Annotated in this window: 17 protein-coding genes and 1 pseudogene; 13 read left to right on the top strand and 5 right to left on the bottom strand. The window is 68.6% G+C overall.

Annotated elements, in window-relative coordinates; translation table 11 throughout:
• The first annotated feature begins 147 nt into the window (after positions 1-147).
• Complete coding sequence (locus PW843_22570; GenBank protein ID MDE1149348.1) at positions 148-1,182, top strand: response regulator; 1,035 nt, start codon at positions 148-150, stop codon at positions 1,180-1,182.
• Between the two features lie 84 nt (positions 1,183-1,266).
• Positions 1,267-2,322 carry a cation diffusion facilitator family transporter gene (locus tag PW843_22565; GenBank protein MDE1149347.1) on the top strand — a complete coding sequence of 352 codons (1,056 nt, stop codon included), beginning with the start codon at positions 1,267-1,269 and terminating at the stop codon, positions 2,320-2,322.
• 119 nt (positions 2,323-2,441) lie between these two features.
• Here PW843_22565 and PW843_22560 read toward each other — a convergent pair whose 3' ends face one another.
• The 3 genes from PW843_22560 to PW843_22550 form a co-directional block, all read right to left on the bottom strand.
• A complete protein-coding gene (locus PW843_22560) occupies positions 2,442-2,786 on the bottom strand; it encodes a hypothetical protein (protein MDE1149346.1) in 345 nt (114 codons plus the stop codon).
• Positions 2,787-2,887: 101 nt separating this feature from the next.
• A complete protein-coding gene (locus PW843_22555) occupies positions 2,888-3,658 on the bottom strand; it encodes a methyltransferase domain-containing protein (GenBank protein MDE1149345.1) in 771 nt (256 codons plus the stop codon).
• A 107-nt stretch (positions 3,659-3,765) separates the two neighbouring features.
• Positions 3,766-4,524, bottom strand: coding sequence for a VTT domain-containing protein (locus PW843_22550; GenBank protein MDE1149344.1), 759 nt, complete (start codon positions 4,522-4,524; stop codon positions 3,766-3,768).
• 115 nt (positions 4,525-4,639) lie between these two features.
• On the opposite strand from PW843_22550, the gene rpmH reads away from it, so the two are divergent.
• From rpmH to argB, 6 genes and pseudogenes are all read left to right on the top strand, one after another.
• Positions 4,640-4,774 carry a 50S ribosomal protein L34 gene (gene rpmH, locus PW843_22545; protein MDE1149343.1) on the top strand — a complete coding sequence of 45 codons (135 nt, stop codon included), beginning with the start codon at positions 4,640-4,642 and terminating at the stop codon, positions 4,772-4,774.
• Between the two features lie 7 nt (positions 4,775-4,781).
• A complete protein-coding gene (gene rnpA, locus PW843_22540; GenBank protein MDE1149342.1) occupies positions 4,782-5,225 on the top strand; it encodes a ribonuclease P protein component in 444 nt (147 codons plus the stop codon).
• Positions 5,222-5,542: a membrane protein insertion efficiency factor YidD gene (gene yidD, locus PW843_22535; protein ID MDE1149341.1), complete on the top strand. Its 321-nt coding sequence runs from the start codon at positions 5,222-5,224 to the stop codon at positions 5,540-5,542. The genes rnpA and yidD overlap by 4 nt, the downstream gene beginning before the upstream one ends.
• Before the next feature lie 78 nt (positions 5,543-5,620).
• Positions 5,621-7,348: a membrane protein insertase YidC gene (yidC, locus tag PW843_22530; protein ID MDE1149340.1), complete on the top strand. Its 1,728-nt coding sequence runs from the start codon at positions 5,621-5,623 to the stop codon at positions 7,346-7,348.
• A gap of 163 nt (positions 7,349-7,511) precedes the next feature.
• The gene (gene yihA / locus PW843_22525; GenBank protein MDE1149339.1) at positions 7,512-8,177 is read left to right on the top strand and encodes a ribosome biogenesis GTP-binding protein YihA/YsxC; all 666 of its coding nucleotides are present in this window, start codon (positions 7,512-7,514) and stop codon (positions 8,175-8,177) included.
• A gap of 143 nt (positions 8,178-8,320) precedes the next feature.
• Positions 8,321-9,248: pseudogene (gene argB, locus PW843_22520) on the top strand (acetylglutamate kinase).
• Between the two features lie 84 nt (positions 9,249-9,332).
• Here the strand turns inward: argB and PW843_22515 are convergent.
• Complete coding sequence (locus PW843_22515; GenBank protein ID MDE1149338.1) at positions 9,333-10,574, bottom strand: DUF2336 domain-containing protein; 1,242 nt, start codon at positions 10,572-10,574, stop codon at positions 9,333-9,335.
• A complete protein-coding gene (locus PW843_22510) occupies positions 10,574-12,322 on the bottom strand; it encodes a diguanylate cyclase (protein ID MDE1149337.1) in 1,749 nt (582 codons plus the stop codon). The genes PW843_22515 and PW843_22510 overlap by 1 nt, the downstream gene beginning before the upstream one ends.
• 196 nt (positions 12,323-12,518) lie before the next feature.
• On the opposite strand from PW843_22510, the gene PW843_22505 reads away from it, so the two are divergent.
• The 5 genes from PW843_22505 (at position 12,519) to PW843_22485 (ending at position 17,090) form a co-directional block, all read left to right on the top strand.
• Positions 12,519-13,274 (top strand): pyrimidine 5'-nucleotidase, encoded by a 756-nt coding sequence (locus PW843_22505; GenBank protein ID MDE1149336.1) that lies wholly within the window; start codon positions 12,519-12,521, stop codon positions 13,272-13,274.
• Positions 13,275-13,469: 195 nt separating this feature from the next.
• On the top strand, positions 13,470-14,312 hold the full coding sequence (dapD, locus tag PW843_22500; protein MDE1149335.1) for a 2,3,4,5-tetrahydropyridine-2,6-dicarboxylate N-succinyltransferase: 843 nt from the start codon (positions 13,470-13,472) through the stop codon (positions 14,310-14,312).
• Positions 14,313-14,317: 5 nt separating this feature from the next.
• Complete coding sequence (gene dapE, locus PW843_22495; protein MDE1149334.1) at positions 14,318-15,505, top strand: succinyl-diaminopimelate desuccinylase; 1,188 nt, start codon at positions 14,318-14,320, stop codon at positions 15,503-15,505.
• Entirely contained in the window at positions 15,502-16,104 is a 603-nt protein-coding gene (locus PW843_22490; GenBank protein ID MDE1149333.1) for a hypothetical protein, read from the top strand. Before dapE ends, PW843_22490 begins: the two co-directional genes overlap by 4 nt.
• A 149-nt stretch (positions 16,105-16,253) precedes the next feature.
• Positions 16,254-17,090 (top strand): hypothetical protein, encoded by an 837-nt coding sequence (locus tag PW843_22485; GenBank protein MDE1149332.1) that lies wholly within the window; start codon positions 16,254-16,256, stop codon positions 17,088-17,090.
• Positions 17,091-17,095: the final 5 nt, after the last annotated feature.

The following is a 17,095-nucleotide window of genomic DNA, read 5'->3' as shown; positions in this document are numbered from 1 at the left end:
TATCTTCCGGGGGCATCCCTTTGGATCCCCCGGAAAAATCCGCGTTTGATTGCATTCCTGGTAAATTGAGGCCATGATTCGGAACCGTCGTTGGGGTGACGGAATGATCGCGCCTGCCGGCCGTCCTTCATCCCCGGGTGGTCCCTTGTGCTTGAGGGGCCGGTCGCCCTTCAGAACCGCCTGCCCCACCCGACGCCCATGACCCCGGACCTCAGCAAGATCCAGACCCTGCTGGTCGATGCCGACCTCAACACGCGTCGCATCCTGCGCGCCATGCTGGCGCGCATGGGCATGGACAAGGTGACCGATTTCGCCACCCTGGCGGAGGCGGCGGCCGGCCCCACCACCGCCGACCTGGTGATCCTGGACGCCGACCAGGCGGAGGGCGCGGCCCTGCGCTGGATCCACGCCATCCGCCACGGCCTGACGGGGCTGAACCCCTTTGTCGGCGCCATGGCCATGACCTGGAACCCCACCCAGCAGATGATGATCCGCTTCGCCGGCTCGGGTGCCGACGACATCCTGGTGAAGCCCTACTCGCCCAAGCAGGTGCAGGAACGGCTGATCAACCTGGTGGAAAACCGCAAGAAATTCGTCGTCACCAGCGATTATATCGGCCCGGATCGCCGCCGCTCCCCGCGCGAGGGCCAGGTGGTGCAGCTGATCGACGTGCCCAACCCCATGCGCCTGAAAAGCAGCGGCGAAATCGAGCGCGTGAACATCTTTGAGCTGACGGCCAAGGCAACCGAGGTCATCGACGCGGAAAAGGTGGTGCGCCACGGCTTCCAGGTGGCCTTCCTGGTGGAATTCGCCCTGCCCGGCCTGCGCGCCCAGCCCAACGACAAGCGGGCGGTGGACCACATCTTCCGCGTGCTGGGCGTGCTGGAGGATCTGGAGCGGCGGCTGCCCGGCGGCGCATTGCAGGAACGGGCGACGCCGCTGGTCGAGCGGATCACGGCCATGCTGGCCCCCCTGAAGGCCCAGGGCAACGTCGCCGTCGCCGACCTGGAAAACCTGCACCGCGATGCCTATGCCTTGCTGGCGCTGACCAGCCGGGTGTCGGACCCGGAGCAGCGGACGCAGGAAGTGACGACCGCCGTCAGCGGCTATCGCAGCCGCCTGGAACAATTGACGCAAGCCAAGAACGCCGGCGAATCGCAGCCGCAGGCGCCTGCGTCATAAGCTCTGGCCCGTCCCAAGCCGATGGCCCGCCGTCCGGGCTGCCTGTATGGTTGCCGCCAACGCCCTTTGCCATCGACGGATCCCATGGCCCCGCCGCACGACCACGACCATTCCCACGATCACGCCGGCCATGACCACAAGGGGCATGACCATGCGGGCCACGATCACGCGGACCATGCCCCCGATCATGACCATGACGGGCATGATCACGACCACGATCACCACGGCCACAGCCACGGCCTGGGCGGGCATCACCATGCGGCCCCGGCCGACGCGGGTGCGGCCTTCGCCATCGGCATCGCCGTGAACCTGGCTTATACGGCGGCGGAGGCATTCTACGGCGTGGCCAGCAATTCGCTGGCCCTGCTGGCGGACGCCGGCCACAACCTCAGTGACGTGCTGGGCCTGGCGGCCAGCTGGGTAGCGGTCATTCTGGCGCGGCGGCGGCCGTCCAGCCGCTACACCTACGGCCTGGGCGGCAGTTCCATCCTGGCGGCCCTGGCCAACGCCGTGGCCCTGCTGCTGGTCACCGGCGGCATCGCCTGGGAGGCGGTGCGCCGCTTCACGGAGCCGGAGCCCGCGGCCCCCACCGTCATGATGTGGGTGGCGGCCGGCGGCATCCTGGTCAACGGCGGCACCGCCCTGCTGTTCATGCGCGGGTCCAAGCACGATTTGAACCTGCGCAGCGCCTTCATGCACCTGGCATCCGATGCCCTGGTCACCCTGGGTGTGGTGATCGCCGGCGCCCTGATGATGGTGACGGGCTGGATCTGGCTGGACCCGGTGATCAGCCTGGTGATCAGCGTGGTCATCGTCATCGGCACCTGGTCATTGCTGCGCGAATCGCTGAGCCTGGCGCTGGATGCCGTGCCCGCGGGCATCGACCTGGCCGCCGTACGGACCTACCTGGCGGGCCTGCCCGGCGTGACGGAGGTGCACGACCTGCACGTCTGGGCGCTCAGCACCACCGACACGGCCCTGACCGCCCACCTGGTGCGGCCCGACAATCCCGATTGTGACCGCCTGCTGGCCCAGGCCTGCCGCGAGTTGAAGGCCCAATTCCGCATCAACCATGCCACGGTGCAGGTGGAAAGCGGCCGGGGCGAGCCCTGCGCCCTGGCGCCGGACAGCGTGGTATAAGGAAGCGTAGCGACTAGGACGCGACGGCGTCCGCCGGAGCCTTTTGGGGAGCGTAGCGGACCGGAAGGCGAGGATAGCCAAGGCGCGGAAGCGCCGCCGGCGCTTGAGAAACCGAAAACCTATTCCTCATGACACGACGCCTTGGTCGTCCCGCCGGCGTCGCACAGCATGCCGGTGGAGGATTTGAAGTTGCCGCCGGCCACGCGCCGCAGGCTCACGCCGTTGCTGAACTGCACCCAGCTGCCAGCCCCCCAATGGGCGGTGATGCCGTTGGAGAAAGACAGGCTGCCGTCGGCCAGGCGCGAGACGACGACGCCATCGTCATAACGGATGGTGCCCTTCTCCCCCTCCGTCGCCGACAGGCCGTTGGAACATTCCACCGCGTCGGCCTTCTGTTCGCAGAAGAAGGCGGTCTTGCCGCCGGTCAGCACCAAGGCATAGACGGCGACCTCAAGCACGGTCATGGCAAGCTCTCCCCGTTGTTTCGAGGTTTATACCAGCGGCGTGCGCGTTTGGCCCATGCCGCTGTAGGGCGCGATAGCGTCTGCCGGCGCTTGAGGGGGCATCACCCCTGTTTTGTCGCCACGATGAACAGGCGGCGGAAGGGGAACAGGGTGCGGCCGTCGGCGCGGCGGGGATATGCCACCGCCAGGGCCGCGCGATAGCGTTCCAGGAAATCCGCCAGTTCGGCACCTTGCAGCGTTTCCAGCACCGGCAGCAGGGCGGTGCCCTTGGTCCATTCCAGCACGGGGTCGGCGCCGTCCAGGACGTGCAGGTACTCCGTCTCCCATACATCGACTCGGGCGCTGGCCGGCGCCAGCCAGTCGTAATACTGCGCCGGTTCGTGCACCGGCGCCTCACGCAAGGCCCCCTCCAGCCGCTCGGCCCAAGGTCCCTCGGCCGCCACCTGCCGCAGCAGGACGTGGGAGGGGCTGGCGAAGTTGCGCGGCATCTGCGCCGCCAGCACGCCGCCCGGCGCCACGGCGGACAGCAGGCGGGGGAACAGCGCCTCATGCCCCTCCACCCACTGCAGGGCGGCGTTGGAGAAGACGACATCCACCGGCGCGTCCGGCCGCCATTGGCGGATGTCGCCCAGTTCCCAGGCCACGCGCGTGTCCAGTTGGGCGGCGCGGCCCAGCATGCTGGTGGAACTGTCCACGCCCGCCACCTCCGCCCCCGTCCAGCGGCTGGCCAACGCCATGGTCAGCTTGCCGGCGCCACAGCCCAGATCGACGACGCGGGCGGGCTTCAGCGGCGGCAGGGCCGCCATCAGATCATGGCCGGGACGGGCGCGTGCCGCCTCGAACAAGCCGTATTGCGCGGGGTCCCAGGCCATGGCTCACATCCTTCTCTTATCCGCGCTTTCCAGTCCGCTTCGCTTCCCGGAAAGCTCCGGCGCCCGTGATCGCGGGCTACGGCGGCACAACTTTCGTGCCGCTGGCATCATGGGGTGCGGCGCCAGTATCGCGCCAGAACCGGCGCCGCGGCCAGCAGGACCAGGGCCGCCAGCGGCAGGCCCACGTCCGGGCGCAGCAACAAACCCGCCCCCGGCCGCACGCCCTGGGCCAGCAGGGTCGGCAGGCGCGCACCCAGCAGGGCGTAGAGGAACTGCGGCGGATAGGCGCCCAGGGCCGTACCGGCGGCGAAGATGCCCAGGGGCATGCGAATCGCCACCGCCAGCACATTGATGGCGGAAAAGGGCAGCACCGGCAGCAGGCGCAGGATGATGATCACCGCCCAAGGCCGACCCGCCATTTTCCCCATCAGCGGTCGCAGCCATACGGGCAGCCGCGCGGCCAGGCCGCCCACGCCCGCCTGCCGCAGGGCCAGGAAGGCAACCACGCCGCCCAGAGTGGCGCCCGAAACAGAGAGAACCGCACCGAAGGGCGCCCCGAAAGCATAACCCGCCGCCAGGCTGAGCACCGTGGCCGCCGGCAGCGACAGGGCCGCCGTGCCGGCCGAGACGGCCACCAGGGCGCCGGCCGCCCACCAGGGATGGTCCGCCACCAGCACGGACAAGGCCTGGAGCCGGCCGGCCAAAGCGTCTATGGTCAGCCAGCGCTGGCCGCCCAAGGTCAGCACAAGCGCCAGGGCCAACAGCAGCAGGGCCAGCGGCGCCAGGCGTAGCGTCCAGCGGCGAACATGGCCAGCCCGGCCGGCAACCGATGAAGGTTCTGACGGGTCGGGTGTGAATTCACGCATAGGTGTGGTCATGGCGGCGCGGGTTTGGTCTCTGCAACTGGCGCATTGACTCTGCGCCGGGCCGACACTATACAACGCCCTTCCTTTTTTCAGTTCTTATACCGGAGTATCCGTCGTGAAGCGTACGTTCCAGCCGAGCAAGCTCGTGCGCGCCCGCCGCCATGGCTTCCGCACCCGCATGGCCACCCCCGGCGGTCGCAAGATTCTGGCCCGCCGTCGCGCCCAGGGCCGCAAGCGTCTGTCGGCCTAAGCGCCAGATGGCGCCCCGGCGCGCAGCCGTGGTGGGGCGCCTCCTGAAACGGTCAGAATTTCTGGCCGTCGCTGGGGCGCGCCGCAAATGGGCAACCCCCGGCCTGATTCTTCAAGCCCGCGCCCACGACGATCGCCAGCGGCCACCCGCCGGCGACGTTTTGGTGCGTGTGGGGTTTACCGCCAGCAAGAAGGTCGGCAATGCCGTCGCGCGCAATCGTGCCCGGCGCCGTCTTCGCGCGGCCGTCGCGGCCGTGCTGGCCCCCCATGCCAAGCCGGCCCATGATTTCGTGGTCATCGCCCGCAGCGAGACCGTGACCCGCCCCTATGCCGATCTGGTGCGCGACCTGGCCCATGCCCTGAAAAAGCTGGGCGCCTGGGTTGACGGCGCGCCTGCGCCGGCAGCGGACGACGGCGGGACCGTGCCCGGCGGGGATCCGCCGGCACCATGACCCCGCTCGCCCGGCTACTGCGCCTGCCCATCCATGCCTATCGGCTGTTGCTGGCCCCCATGCTGGGCCCGCGCTGCCGGTTCGAGCCCAGCTGTTCGGCCTACGCGCTACAGGCGCTGGCCACGCACGGCGGCATCAAGGGCGGCTGGCTGGCGGCCCGGCGCATCGCGCGTTGCCATCCCTGGGGCGGAAGTGGGCTGGACCCGGTGCCGCCGGCGGGCGGCGGGCGCGTCAAACCGCCCGAAACGGCCCTGCGCGGCCGTCATTCACCTGACATTGATTGCTGCCATATGGACGGGGGCCGCGCGGCCCGTTAGGGTCCTGCCGCCGTGCATCCGATACGTTCGCCGTTGGGCCCGGGTGGTTAGCGCCGGGAAGTCGTGGGAATTGAATACATGAGCGATCAGAAGAACCTGTTCATCACCATCGGCCTGTCCGCCGCCATCCTGCTGGGCTTCCACTTCTTCTACCAGGTGCCGCATGACCGCGCGGTGCAGCTGGCGAAGGCGAAGCAGGAAGCGGAGCAGGCGCAGGCGGCCCCGCCCACCCCAGGTGCCGCGCCCACCGGCGCGCCTGGCGCCGTGGCGGCCGGTGATGTGGCCGGCGCCCTGCGCGATCGGGCCACGGTGCTGGGCGAAGGACAGCGCATCGCCATCCGCACCCCGCGCCTGGCCGGCACCCTGAACCTGCGCGGCGGCCGTTTCGACGATTTGAGCCTGCAGGACTACCGTGAGACGGTGGACAAGAGCAGCCCGGCCGTCACCCTGCTGTCGCCCAGCGGCGCCCCCGGCGCCTATTTCGCCGAATACGGCTGGACCGCCGAGGGTGCGGCCGTCCCCGGCCCCACCACCGAATGGCAGGCGGCCGACACCGCCGACCTGACGCCGTCGCACCCGGTCACCCTGCATTGGGACAACGGCCAGGGACTGACGTTCGAGCGCACGGTGGCCATCGACGCCAACTACATGTTCACCGTCAGCCAGAAGGTGACGAACAACGGCACCAGTGCCGTCACCCTGTACCCCTATGCCCGCATCGCCCGCGCCGGCCACCCGGCCCTGCTGGGTTCCTACATGCTGCATGAGGGGCCCATCGGCCAGATCGACGGCACCCTGCACGAAATCTCCTACAAGGACGTGTCGGGCGAGATTTCGAAGTCCTTCGACACCAAGGGCGGCTGGCTGGGCATCACCGACAAGTACTGGCTGGTCAGCCTGGTGCCGGACCAGGGCAAGACCCTGACGGCCCACGTCACCCACCAGGAAAAGGGCGACCTGTACCAGACCGACTATGCCGAGCCGTCGGTGACGCTGGAGGCCGGGCAGAGCACCGAGAGCAGCGCCCGCCTGTTCGCCGGCGCCAAGGAAATGAAGCTGCTGGACAGCTACCAGGATGATTTGGGCATCCCGCTGTTCAACCGCGCCATCGATTTCGGCCACCTGTGGTTCCTGACCATGCCGTTCTCGCTGGCGCTGGACTTCTTCGGCCGCCTGCTGGGCAACTTCGGCCTGGGCATCATGCTGTTCACCCTGTGCCTGCGCGGCATCATGTTCCCGCTGGCGCAGAAGCAGTTCCGCAGCGCCGCCCGCATGAAGAAGCTGCAGCCGCAGGTGGAGGCCATCCGCAAGGCCGCCGGCGACGACAAGCAGAAGGCGTCGCTGGAGATGATGGCGCTGTACAAGAAGGAAGGCGCCAACCCCATGACCGGCTGCCTGCCGGTGCTGATCCAGATGCCGATCTTCTGGTCGCTGTACAAGGTGCTGTCGATCACCATCGAGATGCGGCACGCGCCCTTCTTCGGCTGGATCCACGACCTTTCGGCGCCTGACCCGACGACGGTGTTCAACCTGTTCGGCCTGCTGCCCTTCACCCCGCCCCTCTTCCTGCACCTGGGCGTCTGGCCCATCCTGCTGGGCTGCACCATGTTCCTGCTGCAGAAGATGACGCCCGCCCCGGGCATGGACCCGACGCAGCAGAAGGTGATGATGACCATGCCGCTGGTCTTCACCTGGATGATGGGCTCCCTGCCCGCCGGCCTGGTGATCTACTACGTGTGGTCCAACCTGTTCAGCGTGACGCAGCAGTACGTCCTGATGCGCCGCATGGGCGTGAAGCCGACGTGATCCAGTTCCCGCTGATGGTAACCCATCAGCGGGCCTCAGGCGGCTGGTGGGGCCTTGACCAGTGATGGCGCGGCCCCACCTCACGGAAGAGCACGATCCTTCAGGGGCATGGAACCGCCGTTCCATGCCCCTGAACCTTGAGTAGAGATAGAAAGTAAGGCCCATGGCCCGCGAGCTTCCCCCCCTGCCCACCCTGTCCCCCATCACGCCGGAGGCGCTGGAAACCGGCCGCCTGCTGTTCGCCAAGGAGTGCGAGTTCAAGTGGGGGGCCGCGGCCCAGGGCGACCTGCCGCCGCAGAACCTGCCGGAGGTGGCCTTCGCCGGCCGGTCCAACGTGGGCAAGTCCAGCCTGGTGAACGCGCTGACGGGGCGCAAGACTTTGGCCCGCACCTCCCACACCCCCGGCCGGACACAGCAGCTGAACTTCTTCGACCTGGGCGACCGGCTGTCGCTGGTGGACATGCCGGGCTACGGCTACGCCAAGGAAAGCAAGGAGAAGGTGGCGGCCTGGAACGACTTCGTCCGATCCTACCTCAAGGGCCGGGTGACGCTCCGCCGCTGCTGCCTGCTGATCGACAGCCGCCATGGGTTCAAGCCCATCGACATGGAGGTCATGGACATGCTGGACAACGCCGCCGTGGTCTATCAGGTGGTGCTGACCAAGACCGACAAGCTGACCCGCCTGGCGCTGAACCACGTCCACGCCGCCACGGCCGGCGCCCTGAAAAAGCATCCTGCCGCCCATCCCGAAGTGCTGTTCACCAGCAGCGAGACGGGCGAGGGCGTGCCGGAACTGCGGGCCTCGCTGGCGGCCCTGGCCAACCCGTAACCTTGGGCCGCCCCGCCCCGTGATGGACGCGTGCCCCCTATCGCCGCACCGCCGGCCACTGGGGATTGCCCTGGGGCCGGGTCGGGTATAGATACGAACCGCCTATCGTTCCCCCCCCCCCCGTGATGACGGACCCGACGCCGATGACCGCTGTTACCGACGCCAAGACCGCCCTGGCCGTTTCCCGCGAAGAGTGGCTGGGCAAGGCCACCACCCTGTCGGAAGCGTTGCCCTACATGCGGCGCTATGCCGGCAAGACCTTCGTCGTGAAGTATGGCGGCCACGCCATGGGCAACGAGCGTCTGGGTGAGATGTTCGCCCGCGACATCGTCCTGCTGAAGCAGGTGGGCATCAACCCGGTGGTGGTGCATGGCGGCGGGCCGCAGATCGGCCAGATGCTGGACCGGCTGAAGATCAAGTGCCGAATTCATCGACGGCCTGCGCGTCACCGACAAGGAGACGGTGGAGATCGTCGAGATGGTGCTGTCCGGCTCCATCAACAAGCAGCTGGTCCAGCTGATCAACGACCAGGGTGGCCGCGCCATCGGCCTGTCCGGCAAGGACGGTGAACTGATCGAGGCCAAGAAGGTCCTGCGCACCAAGCGCGACCCCGACAGCAACATCGAAAAGGTGCTGGACCTGGGCTTCGTCGGCGACCCCTACAAGGTCAACCCCGACATGATCCGCCGCATGCAGGAGGCGGGGCTGATCCCCGTGATCGCCCCCATCGGCTTCGGCCCCAATGGCGAGACTTTCAACATCAACGCCGACACCGCCGCCGGTGCCGTGGCCGCCGCCATCGGCGCCAAGCGCCTGCTGCTGCTGACCGACGTGGCCGGCGTGCTGGACAAGGAAAAGACCCTGATCCCCGAGCTGACGGTGGACCAGGCGAAGGCCTGCATCGCCGACGGCACCGCCAGCGGCGGCATGATCCCCAAGATCGAGACCTGCATCCAGGCGGTGGAGAACGGCGTCGACGCCTCCGTCATCCTGGACGGCCGCGTGCCCCACGCCATCCTGATGGAAATCTTCACCGAGGGCGGCGCCGGCACCCTGATCGGGCATAAGTAAGCCGATCCGCCGACCAGGAAAAGCAAAGCGCCGGGCGGAGCGATCCACCCGGCGCTTTTGTTTTCTGAAGATCGTGGCGCCCGGTCACTCCACGCCAAAGAACTCCAGCTGCCACTTCATCTCATCATCCGTCATGGGGTACTTGGTGCCCTCGCGGGCGTTCAGCACGTTGGACGGCGGGATTTGGGCCAGGCGCATCTGCACCTGGCGGGCGGTGCGCATGCTCAGCGTCGCCTTCCAGCACAGGGCGGTGACGCCGCGCGGGCTTTGGCCGGCGATGATCTTTTCCACGATGGGCTGGGGCAAGCCGGACAGCAGCGCCAGGGCCGCCAGGACGAAGCCGCGATCCCCCTGGCCCAGGGCCGAGGTCACCACATCCTCCGTCAGCTTCTTTTCCTTGTGCAGGCGCCGGGCACGGTCGGCGGGTCGCTCCTTGGATTCCTCTTCCTCCACCAGGGCGTCGCCGTTGCCGTTGGCCTTGGCCGGCAGGCGCTGGTGCACCGCCTGGGTGATGGCCTTGCGGGTTTCCAGCGGCAGGTCGGTGCGGCTTTGCAGCACGGTCACCAGCGTGTCGGTGACGAAGCCGGCGATGCGGGCGGCTGCCGCCGGCGGCAAGTGGGGACGGCGCACCAGGGGGGCGTGCCAGGGCTCATGCTTGGGCGCCATGTCCAGGATGCGGTCCAGCGTCTCTTCCCGAATCTGGGCGCTGGCGTTGCCCAGCAGGCTGGCCACCGCCGATTCGCGTTCCGTCTGCACGATGGCGTCGGACACCGCGACACTGACGTCCGCGCGCTCCGCGATGGCGCACAGGCGGTCATCCTCCGGCGCGCCGGCGATGATCTCCAGCAAATCGTCGTCGGTCAGGATGGGGGAATGGCGCAGCACCGGGCCGGAGATGCTGCTGTCCAGGTCGCGGGCCAACTGCTGGATGACGGACGGGGGCGCGTTGGGCAGGTCCTTCAGCGCCGCCACCATGACGCCCCGCACCGCCACCGCGCGGTCGCGCGCCAGCGTTTCCAGGATCTGCAGGGTCATGCGTTCGATCTGCCCCACCCTGTCGGCCGACAGGGTGGGCACCAGGGCCGCGATCTTGCCGGCCAGGCCGGTGCGCACCCGTTCGTCCACGTCGGTGGACAGCATCATGTCGGCCTGGCGCGGCGTCGCGTCGTTGCGCGCGATCACCACCCGCACGTCGGCACTCTGGTCCGAGGCCAGCAGGTACAGGATTTCCGGCTGCACGTCCGCGCGCGCGGCGACGTAGCGCCGGTCGGACATGTCCGCGCTGGAGGCCAACTTCTTGGCGGTATCGTAATCCAGTCCGCCCATCACGTCTTACCCTCTTCCCCTTCACTTGTTTCCAGCCCGGCCTCATAGGCGGGCGACAGCGTGCGGTGCCCCTTGCCCAGGCGCTTGGCTGCATACATGCCCTGGTCGCCGCGATCCACCAGGCCTTGGACCGGTTCGCCCGCCCCGCCGCGATGCACGGCGACCCCCACCGACACGCCCAGCGGCTTGTCCGGCCCCGACGACAGCGGGCGCAGGAATTCCGCCGCCTCACGCAACAGCCGGTCGGCCACCGACAGGGCCTGGGCTTCGTCCACCCGGTCCACCCACAGCACGAATTCGTCGCCGCCCAGGCGGCCGGCCAGATCGCCGATGCGGGCCATGCGGCGCAGCAGGTCGCCCACGGCGCGCAGCACGTCGTCGCCCGCCGTGTGGCCGCGCAGGTCGTTCACGGCCTTGAAGTTGTCCAGGTCGAAATACAGCAGGGCGGAGGTGCCGCCCGTCTTGGTCGACAGGCGCTGGTCCAGCAAGTCCATGACGGTGCGACGGTTGTACAGGCCCGTCAGGCCGTCGCGTTCCGACAGGGTCTTCAGCCGTTCCTGATAGCGGGCCTGGGCGATGGCGGCACCGACATGGTCGGCGATGGTGCGCGCCATGGACAGGTCATCGTCCGACCAGCCGTGCCCGGAACCCCCTTCTTGCGTCGGGCGCCAGACCAGGACGGCGCCGTTGACCTCATGCCGGAACAGGGTGCGGGCGGCCATGACGTCGAAACCGACCGCGCGGTCGGTCACCGGCGTGGCGCTTTCCGCCGCCCGGCGGGGCAGTTCGGCCAGCGCCTCGGCCAACGCCGGCGGCATGGTCTCGATCAGGCCCAGGGGCACATAGTCGTCCGTACCCTCAACCCGCGCGCGCAGGGCGGAACCGTTGGCGCCGGTGGCGTTCACCGCCACGCCGGCCGCGATTTCCAGCGTGCGGGCGGGATCGACGTCATCGCGGGTGGAGGAGACGATATAGCCCAGATACTGTTCGCGCAGGCGCACCTGGGCCAGTTCCATGGCCCGCAGCCGCGCCTCGGTGATGTCGCGGCAGGCGCCGCGCGCACCCGTCCATTGCCCATCCGGCCCCGTCAGCGGCAAGGCGGAGGAAATCAGGCAGGCGGGCCGGCCATCGGCGGCGCGCAACCAGACCTCCACGCGCTCGATGGGCTGGCGCGTCTCGAACGGCGACAGGCCGTCGTCGAATTCCGGCAGCAGGAAGTCGGTCGGATGGCGGCCGACCAGGTCGTCCGGGCGATAGCCGATGGCACCGGCCGGCGAGACGAAGGCGAACCGCCCGTCGGCACCGGTTTCCCAGGCGAAGTCGCTGGAGATTTCCACCAGGTCCTTATAGCGCTGGCGCGATTCCGTCAGCGCCTGGCGCAGGCGGCGTTCCAGCGTGGCCATGCGGCCCAGCAGGAGATAGTCGCCGGATGGCAGGGCCATGGGGGCCCATTCCACCACCTCATGGTCGAGCAGGGGGCTGGAGTGGGTGCCCGGCAGCAGGGCATTGCCGTCGGCCACCCAGTCGGTCAACTGGCCCACCCAGCCATCGTCGCGCAGCAGCAGGGCGGCACCCGGACCGTTGGCGGCGGCGATCCGCCCCTGGGCATCGACCAGCAACCCGGGCCCCGCCCAGCCGTCCAGCAAGGACTGGACACCCGTGACGCCGGATGCATCCGCCGGCCCCGTCGGGACCGGCCGGGTATCGTCATGATCGAAATCCATGCCGCTGCCGTCCCTTTTCCGCATGCTTGGGCATCCGTGCTGCGGGGCGCTGCAACCCCTTAGCGCAAAAGATACCCGACAAAAGGAGTAGCCTAGTCCCCCGGTGGCGGCAACTGGCCCGGACGGGCAGGCGGCACCGCGTCGGGATAGGGTTGCACCACCGGCGCTGGCATGGCCAAGGGGCCGTCGGCGGCGCTTGCTCATCCGTGCAGACGGGCCCATGTTCAAACCCATGATGAGCGATCCGCAGAAAACCGCCACCGCCGCCGCCCAGGCCGCCGCCACGGACCACCCGTTCGGCCATGTCGATACCTGGATCTTCGACCTGGACAACACGCTGTACCCGGCCGCGTGCAACCTGTTCGCCCAGATCGACGTGCGCATCGGCGCCTACATCGCCCGCGCCCTGGGCCTGGACGCCGACGCCGCGCGGCGGTTGCAGAAGGATTATTTCCGCCAGTACGGCACCAGCCTGCGCGGCCTGATGCTGAACCACGGGGTGGAGCCGGGCGCCTTCCTGGATTACGTCCACGATATCGACGTCACCGCCATCCTGCCCCAGCCGGGCATGGCGGAAAGCCTGGCCGCCCTGCCGGGGCGCAAGATCATCTACACCAACGGGTCGGCCGGCCATGCCGACAACGTCATGCGCCGCCTGGGCGTGTCGGACCATTTCCATGCCGTCTACGACATCGTGGCCGCCGACTACACACCCAAGCCGGAGGCCGCCCCCTACCACACCCTGCTGTCGCTGCACGGCATCGACCCCACACGGGCGGTGATGGTGGAGGATATCGCCCGCAACCTGGAACCGGCGGCGGCCCTGGGCATGGCCACCGTGTTCGTGGACACTGGCAGCCCCTTCTCCCTGCCCAATCCGGCGGCCAAGGGCGAAGTGCCGGCCTATGTGCACCACCGCATCACCGACGTGTCCGCTTGGCTGGCGCAACTGGCGGCGGAACTGCGCGGGGCTTGAGCGCGGACAATCCGCGCGCCGAACAGTTGCCCACTGGACCAAAGTCGGGTCTGGCCTGACACCGCGGGGCGTTGACAGGGGGCGAATCGGCCCGCCATTGTCCCCCCGCCCGGGTGCGTCTGCGCCAGGACATCCAGCCCATCCGCAGCCCCGCCTGCCAAGCCGCTTTCAAGCGCCATCCGGACGACGCCCACGATGACCGCCACCGATCTGCAGTCCCAAATCGAACAGGCCTGGGAGGCCCGCGACACCCTGAACGCCAGCACCAAGGGTGCGGTGCGCGACGCGGTGGAGGCCGCCCTGTCCGCGCTGGACGCCGGTGAGTTGCGCGTGGCGGAGAAGGTGGACGGCGCCTGGGTGGTGAACCAGTGGCTGAAGAAGGCCGTGCTGCTGTCCTTCCGCCTGACCGACAGCGCGCCTGTGCCCGGCGCGCCGGGCGGCAGCACCTGGTTCGACAAGGTGCCCACCAAGTTCGAGGGCTGGGACGACACCCGCTTCAAGGCCGCCGGCTTCCGCGCCGTGCCCGGCGCCATCGTGCGCCGCAGCGCCTACATCGCCCCCGGCGTGGTGCTGATGCCCAGCTTCGTCAACATCGGCGCCCGCGTCGGTAAGGGCACCATGGTGGACACCTGGGCCACCGTCGGTTCCTGCGCCCAGATCGGCGCCAACGTCCACCTGTCCGGTGGCGTCGGTATCGGTGGCGTGCTGGAGCCTTTGCAGGCCGGCCCGGTGATCATCGAGGACAACTGCTTCATCGGCGCCCGGTCCGAGGTGGTCGAGGGCGTGGTGATCGAGGAAGGTGCCGTCCTGTCCATGGGCGTCTACATCGGCGCCAGCACCAAGATCGTCGACCGCGCCACGGGCGAGGTGTTCGTGGGCCGCGTGCCGGCATATTCCGTCGTCGTGCCCGGCAGCCTGCCCGGCAAGCCCTTCCCCGACGGCACCCCCGGCCCCAGCCTCTACTGCGCCGTCATCGTCAAGCGCGTGGATGAGCAGACCCGGGCCAAGACCTCGATCAACGACCTGCTGCGGGACTGATCCTGATGGGTGCCGCCTCTCCGGCCGTCGATGCCGCCGACCCCGTGGCCCTGGCGCAGGCGTTGATCCGCTGCGCCAGCGTCACGCCCGCCGACGCCGGCGCGCTGGGGATATTGCAGGGGGTGCTGGAGGATCTGGGCTTCACCTGCCACCGCCTGACCTTCACGGAGGAGGGTACCGCACCGGTGGAGAACCTGTACGCCCGCCTCGGCACCGACGGCCCCAACTTCTGCTTCGCCGGCCACACCGACGTGGTGCCGGCGGGGGATGAGGCGGCGTGGAGCGTGGGGCCCTTCGCCGGCGACATCATCGACGGCCGGCTGTTCGGCCGGGGCGCTTCGGACATGAAGGGCGCCATCGCCGCCTTTATCGCCGCTTTCGCCCGGCATCAGGCCGCAGGATTGCCCACGACCGGCAGCGTCAGCCTGCTGATCACCGGAGATGAGGAAGGACCGTCCATCAACGGTACCCGCAAGGTGCTGGGCTGGTTGCAGGAGAGGGGGGAGGCGTTGGACGCCTGCCTGGTGGGGGAGCCCACCAACCCGCAGACGCTGGGCCAGATGATGAAGATCGGCCGGCGCGGCAGCGTCACCTTCACCCTCACCAGCCTGGGCGCCCAGGGCCACGTGGCCTATCCCCACCTGGCTGACAACCCCCTGCCCCGCCTGGCCCAGGCGCTGGCCCGCCTGTCGGGCGAACCGCTGGACGAGGGCACGCCCCATTTCCAGCCCAGCAGCCTGCAAATCACCACCATCGACGTGGGCAACCCCACCACCAACATCATCCCGGCCAAGGGCACCGCCGTCCTCAACATCCGCTTCAACGACCTGCACACCCCCACCAGCCTGGAGGCCCGGGTGCGCGGCGTCCTGGCGGACGTGGGCGGTACCTGGGATGTGAAGGTGGCGGTCAGCGGCGATGCCTTCCTGACCCCGCCGGGGCAATTGAGCGGGATCGTTTCGCAGGCGGTTCAATCGGTGACGGGCCTGGCCCCGGAACTCAGCACCAGCGGCGGCACGTCGGACGCCCGCTTCATCAAGAACCATTGCCCGGTGGTGGAGTTCGGCGGCGTGGGCGCCAGCATGCACAAGGTGGACGAACACATCGTGGTCGATGACCTGGTGCGGCTGACCGACATCTACGGCCGCGTGCTGGCCGACTGGTTCGCGGCAACCGGGACGAAGGCCGCATGATGCGGGATTGGGGACGCGGCCTGGCCGGCGCCATCCGCCTGGCCTTCCTGGACCGGACGGCAGCCAGCCTGTTCCCGACGGATCGTGCCGGCGCGCTGCGCAGTTTCTGGACCATGGTCCTGCTGCTGCCGGGTGCCGTGGCGCTGGACACGGTTGAGCGATGGATGGGCCATCCCCTGCCGCCGCTGGACGGTTCCCCCGCCCTGCCCTCGGCCCCCCTGATCCAGGCGGTGCCGGCCGCCTTGCTGAATTTCGTCATCGCCACGCTGGCCTATCTGCTGATGGCGGACCGCATCCTGGCCGTGCGCGGCAGCCGCGCCCAGTTCCCACAATTCGTGGCCGCGTCCAACTGGGCCAGTGTCACCATCCTGGCGGTGATGCTGCCCGTCATGGCCTTCGCCCACAGCGGCGTGCTGTCCACGCCGGCCGCGGCGGCCGTGCAGGTCACGGCCTTCCTGTGGAGCCTGTTCTATGAGGCCTACGTGTTCCGGGCGGTGCTGGGCAGCGGCTGGCTGACGGCTACCGGCTTCGTCTTCCTGGACATCATCACCAGCGACCTGGTGAGCACCCTGGTGCGCGGGCCGCTGGTGGCGGGCTGAGTCCGATTTTCCCCCATTACGCGTAATTACGGATGGTATATCGTCCTTGGACCACGGACTGTGGACGAGGATGATCCATGCACGCTGATCGTCAGCATAGGGTGGAGGCACGCGCCGTGTCCCCCCGCCAGGATGGCGCGGCGGCGTCAATGGCGGGACATGCCCCGGCGTTGCAGCGGCTGGCCACCCAGCTCAACGATGGCGCCCACGTGCGTGATCTGCGCGACCTGTCCCAGCGGCTGAACGCGCGAACGGGCGATGGAATGGCGCTGCAACGGATGGCCGCGCCGGCGCGGCCCGTCGTGCAGCGGGCGGATCGGACGACCTCAATCTATGACCGGGACAACGCCAACAACATCTTCTTCAACAAAAGCATGGAGATCATCGACTCCACCGATCCCAGCACCTATGTCCACCTCTCCAGGGACGCGGCCAACAATGAGCCGCAGGGCCGGATCAACATCCAGGCACGTCCCGATTATTTCGGCGATGAGGATGGCGGGGGTCGCCCCTCACACGTCCATGTGGCCGATGAGGACCAGGAAGAGGAAGCCGATTTCCAGCGCTACACCCTGGACAACAACACCCACGTCACCCTGGAAGGGCGGTACGCCCAGGTGATGTCGGAATTGGCGAACGGGTACGCCGACCTGGATGGCATCAAGCGTGGACCGCCGGTGGCGGAGCACTTCACCAACCTGAATTTCGGTTCATACGCCCGCCACGACAACACGATGGCGTCCCACAAGGATATCTTCGGGTACATCAGCGATTATGCCGAGGACGCCGAGGACCTGGCCCGGACCCACGAGGAAACGCCCCCCGACGCCAAGGAGGAGCAGGCGGCCACCATTCGCGATGTCGAACAGAAGACCCACGACTTCGCCGAACGCCTGATCGAAAACAGCACGCTGCGCAATCTGCCGGACGCGGATTTCGTGCATTACGGAGGGGCGCCATGGCCCCCCCTCCGATCCGGGGAGTGAGGTGG

It is taken from the genome of Azospirillaceae bacterium (genome assembly GCA_028283825.1).
GTDB lineage: Bacteria > Pseudomonadota > Alphaproteobacteria > Azospirillales > Azospirillaceae > Nitrospirillum.
Note: the sequence above shows the minus strand (reverse complement) of the source record. Positions and strands in the feature narration are given on the sequence as shown.

Excerpts from the sequence above, each read along its gene's own strand:
- PW843_22555 (MDE1149345.1), bottom strand. The coding sequence starts at position 3,658 with ATGGCCTGGGACCCCGCGCAATACGGCTTGTTCGAGGCGGCACGCGCC.
- rnpA (MDE1149342.1), top strand. The coding sequence starts at position 4,782 with ATGGCGCCCCGGCGCGCAGCCGTGGTGGGGCGCCTCCTGAAACGGTCA.
- PW843_22515 (MDE1149338.1), bottom strand. The coding sequence starts at position 10,574 with ATGGGCGGACTGGATTACGATACCGCCAAGAAGTTGGCCTCCAGCGCG.
- PW843_22550 (MDE1149344.1), bottom strand. The coding sequence starts at position 4,524 with ATGCGTGAATTCACACCCGACCCGTCAGAACCTTCATCGGTTGCCGGC.
- yidD (MDE1149341.1), top strand. The coding sequence starts at position 5,222 with ATGACCCCGCTCGCCCGGCTACTGCGCCTGCCCATCCATGCCTATCGG.
- yidC (MDE1149340.1), top strand. The coding sequence starts at position 5,621 with ATGAGCGATCAGAAGAACCTGTTCATCACCATCGGCCTGTCCGCCGCC.
- PW843_22510 (MDE1149337.1), bottom strand. The coding sequence starts at position 12,322 with ATGCGGAAAAGGGACGGCAGCGGCATGGATTTCGATCATGACGATACC.
- PW843_22565 (MDE1149347.1), top strand. The coding sequence starts at position 1,267 with ATGGCCCCGCCGCACGACCACGACCATTCCCACGATCACGCCGGCCAT.
- dapD (MDE1149335.1), top strand. The coding sequence starts at position 13,470 with ATGACCGCCACCGATCTGCAGTCCCAAATCGAACAGGCCTGGGAGGCC.
- PW843_22560 (MDE1149346.1), bottom strand. The coding sequence starts at position 2,786 with ATGACCGTGCTTGAGGTCGCCGTCTATGCCTTGGTGCTGACCGGCGGC.
- yihA (MDE1149339.1), top strand. The coding sequence starts at position 7,512 with ATGGCCCGCGAGCTTCCCCCCCTGCCCACCCTGTCCCCCATCACGCCG.
- PW843_22505 (MDE1149336.1), top strand. The coding sequence starts at position 12,519 with ATGTTCAAACCCATGATGAGCGATCCGCAGAAAACCGCCACCGCCGCC.
- PW843_22490 (MDE1149333.1), top strand. The coding sequence starts at position 15,502 with ATGATGCGGGATTGGGGACGCGGCCTGGCCGGCGCCATCCGCCTGGCC.
- dapE (MDE1149334.1), top strand. The coding sequence starts at position 14,318 with ATGGGTGCCGCCTCTCCGGCCGTCGATGCCGCCGACCCCGTGGCCCTG.
- PW843_22485 (MDE1149332.1), top strand. The coding sequence starts at position 16,254 with ATGGCGGGACATGCCCCGGCGTTGCAGCGGCTGGCCACCCAGCTCAAC.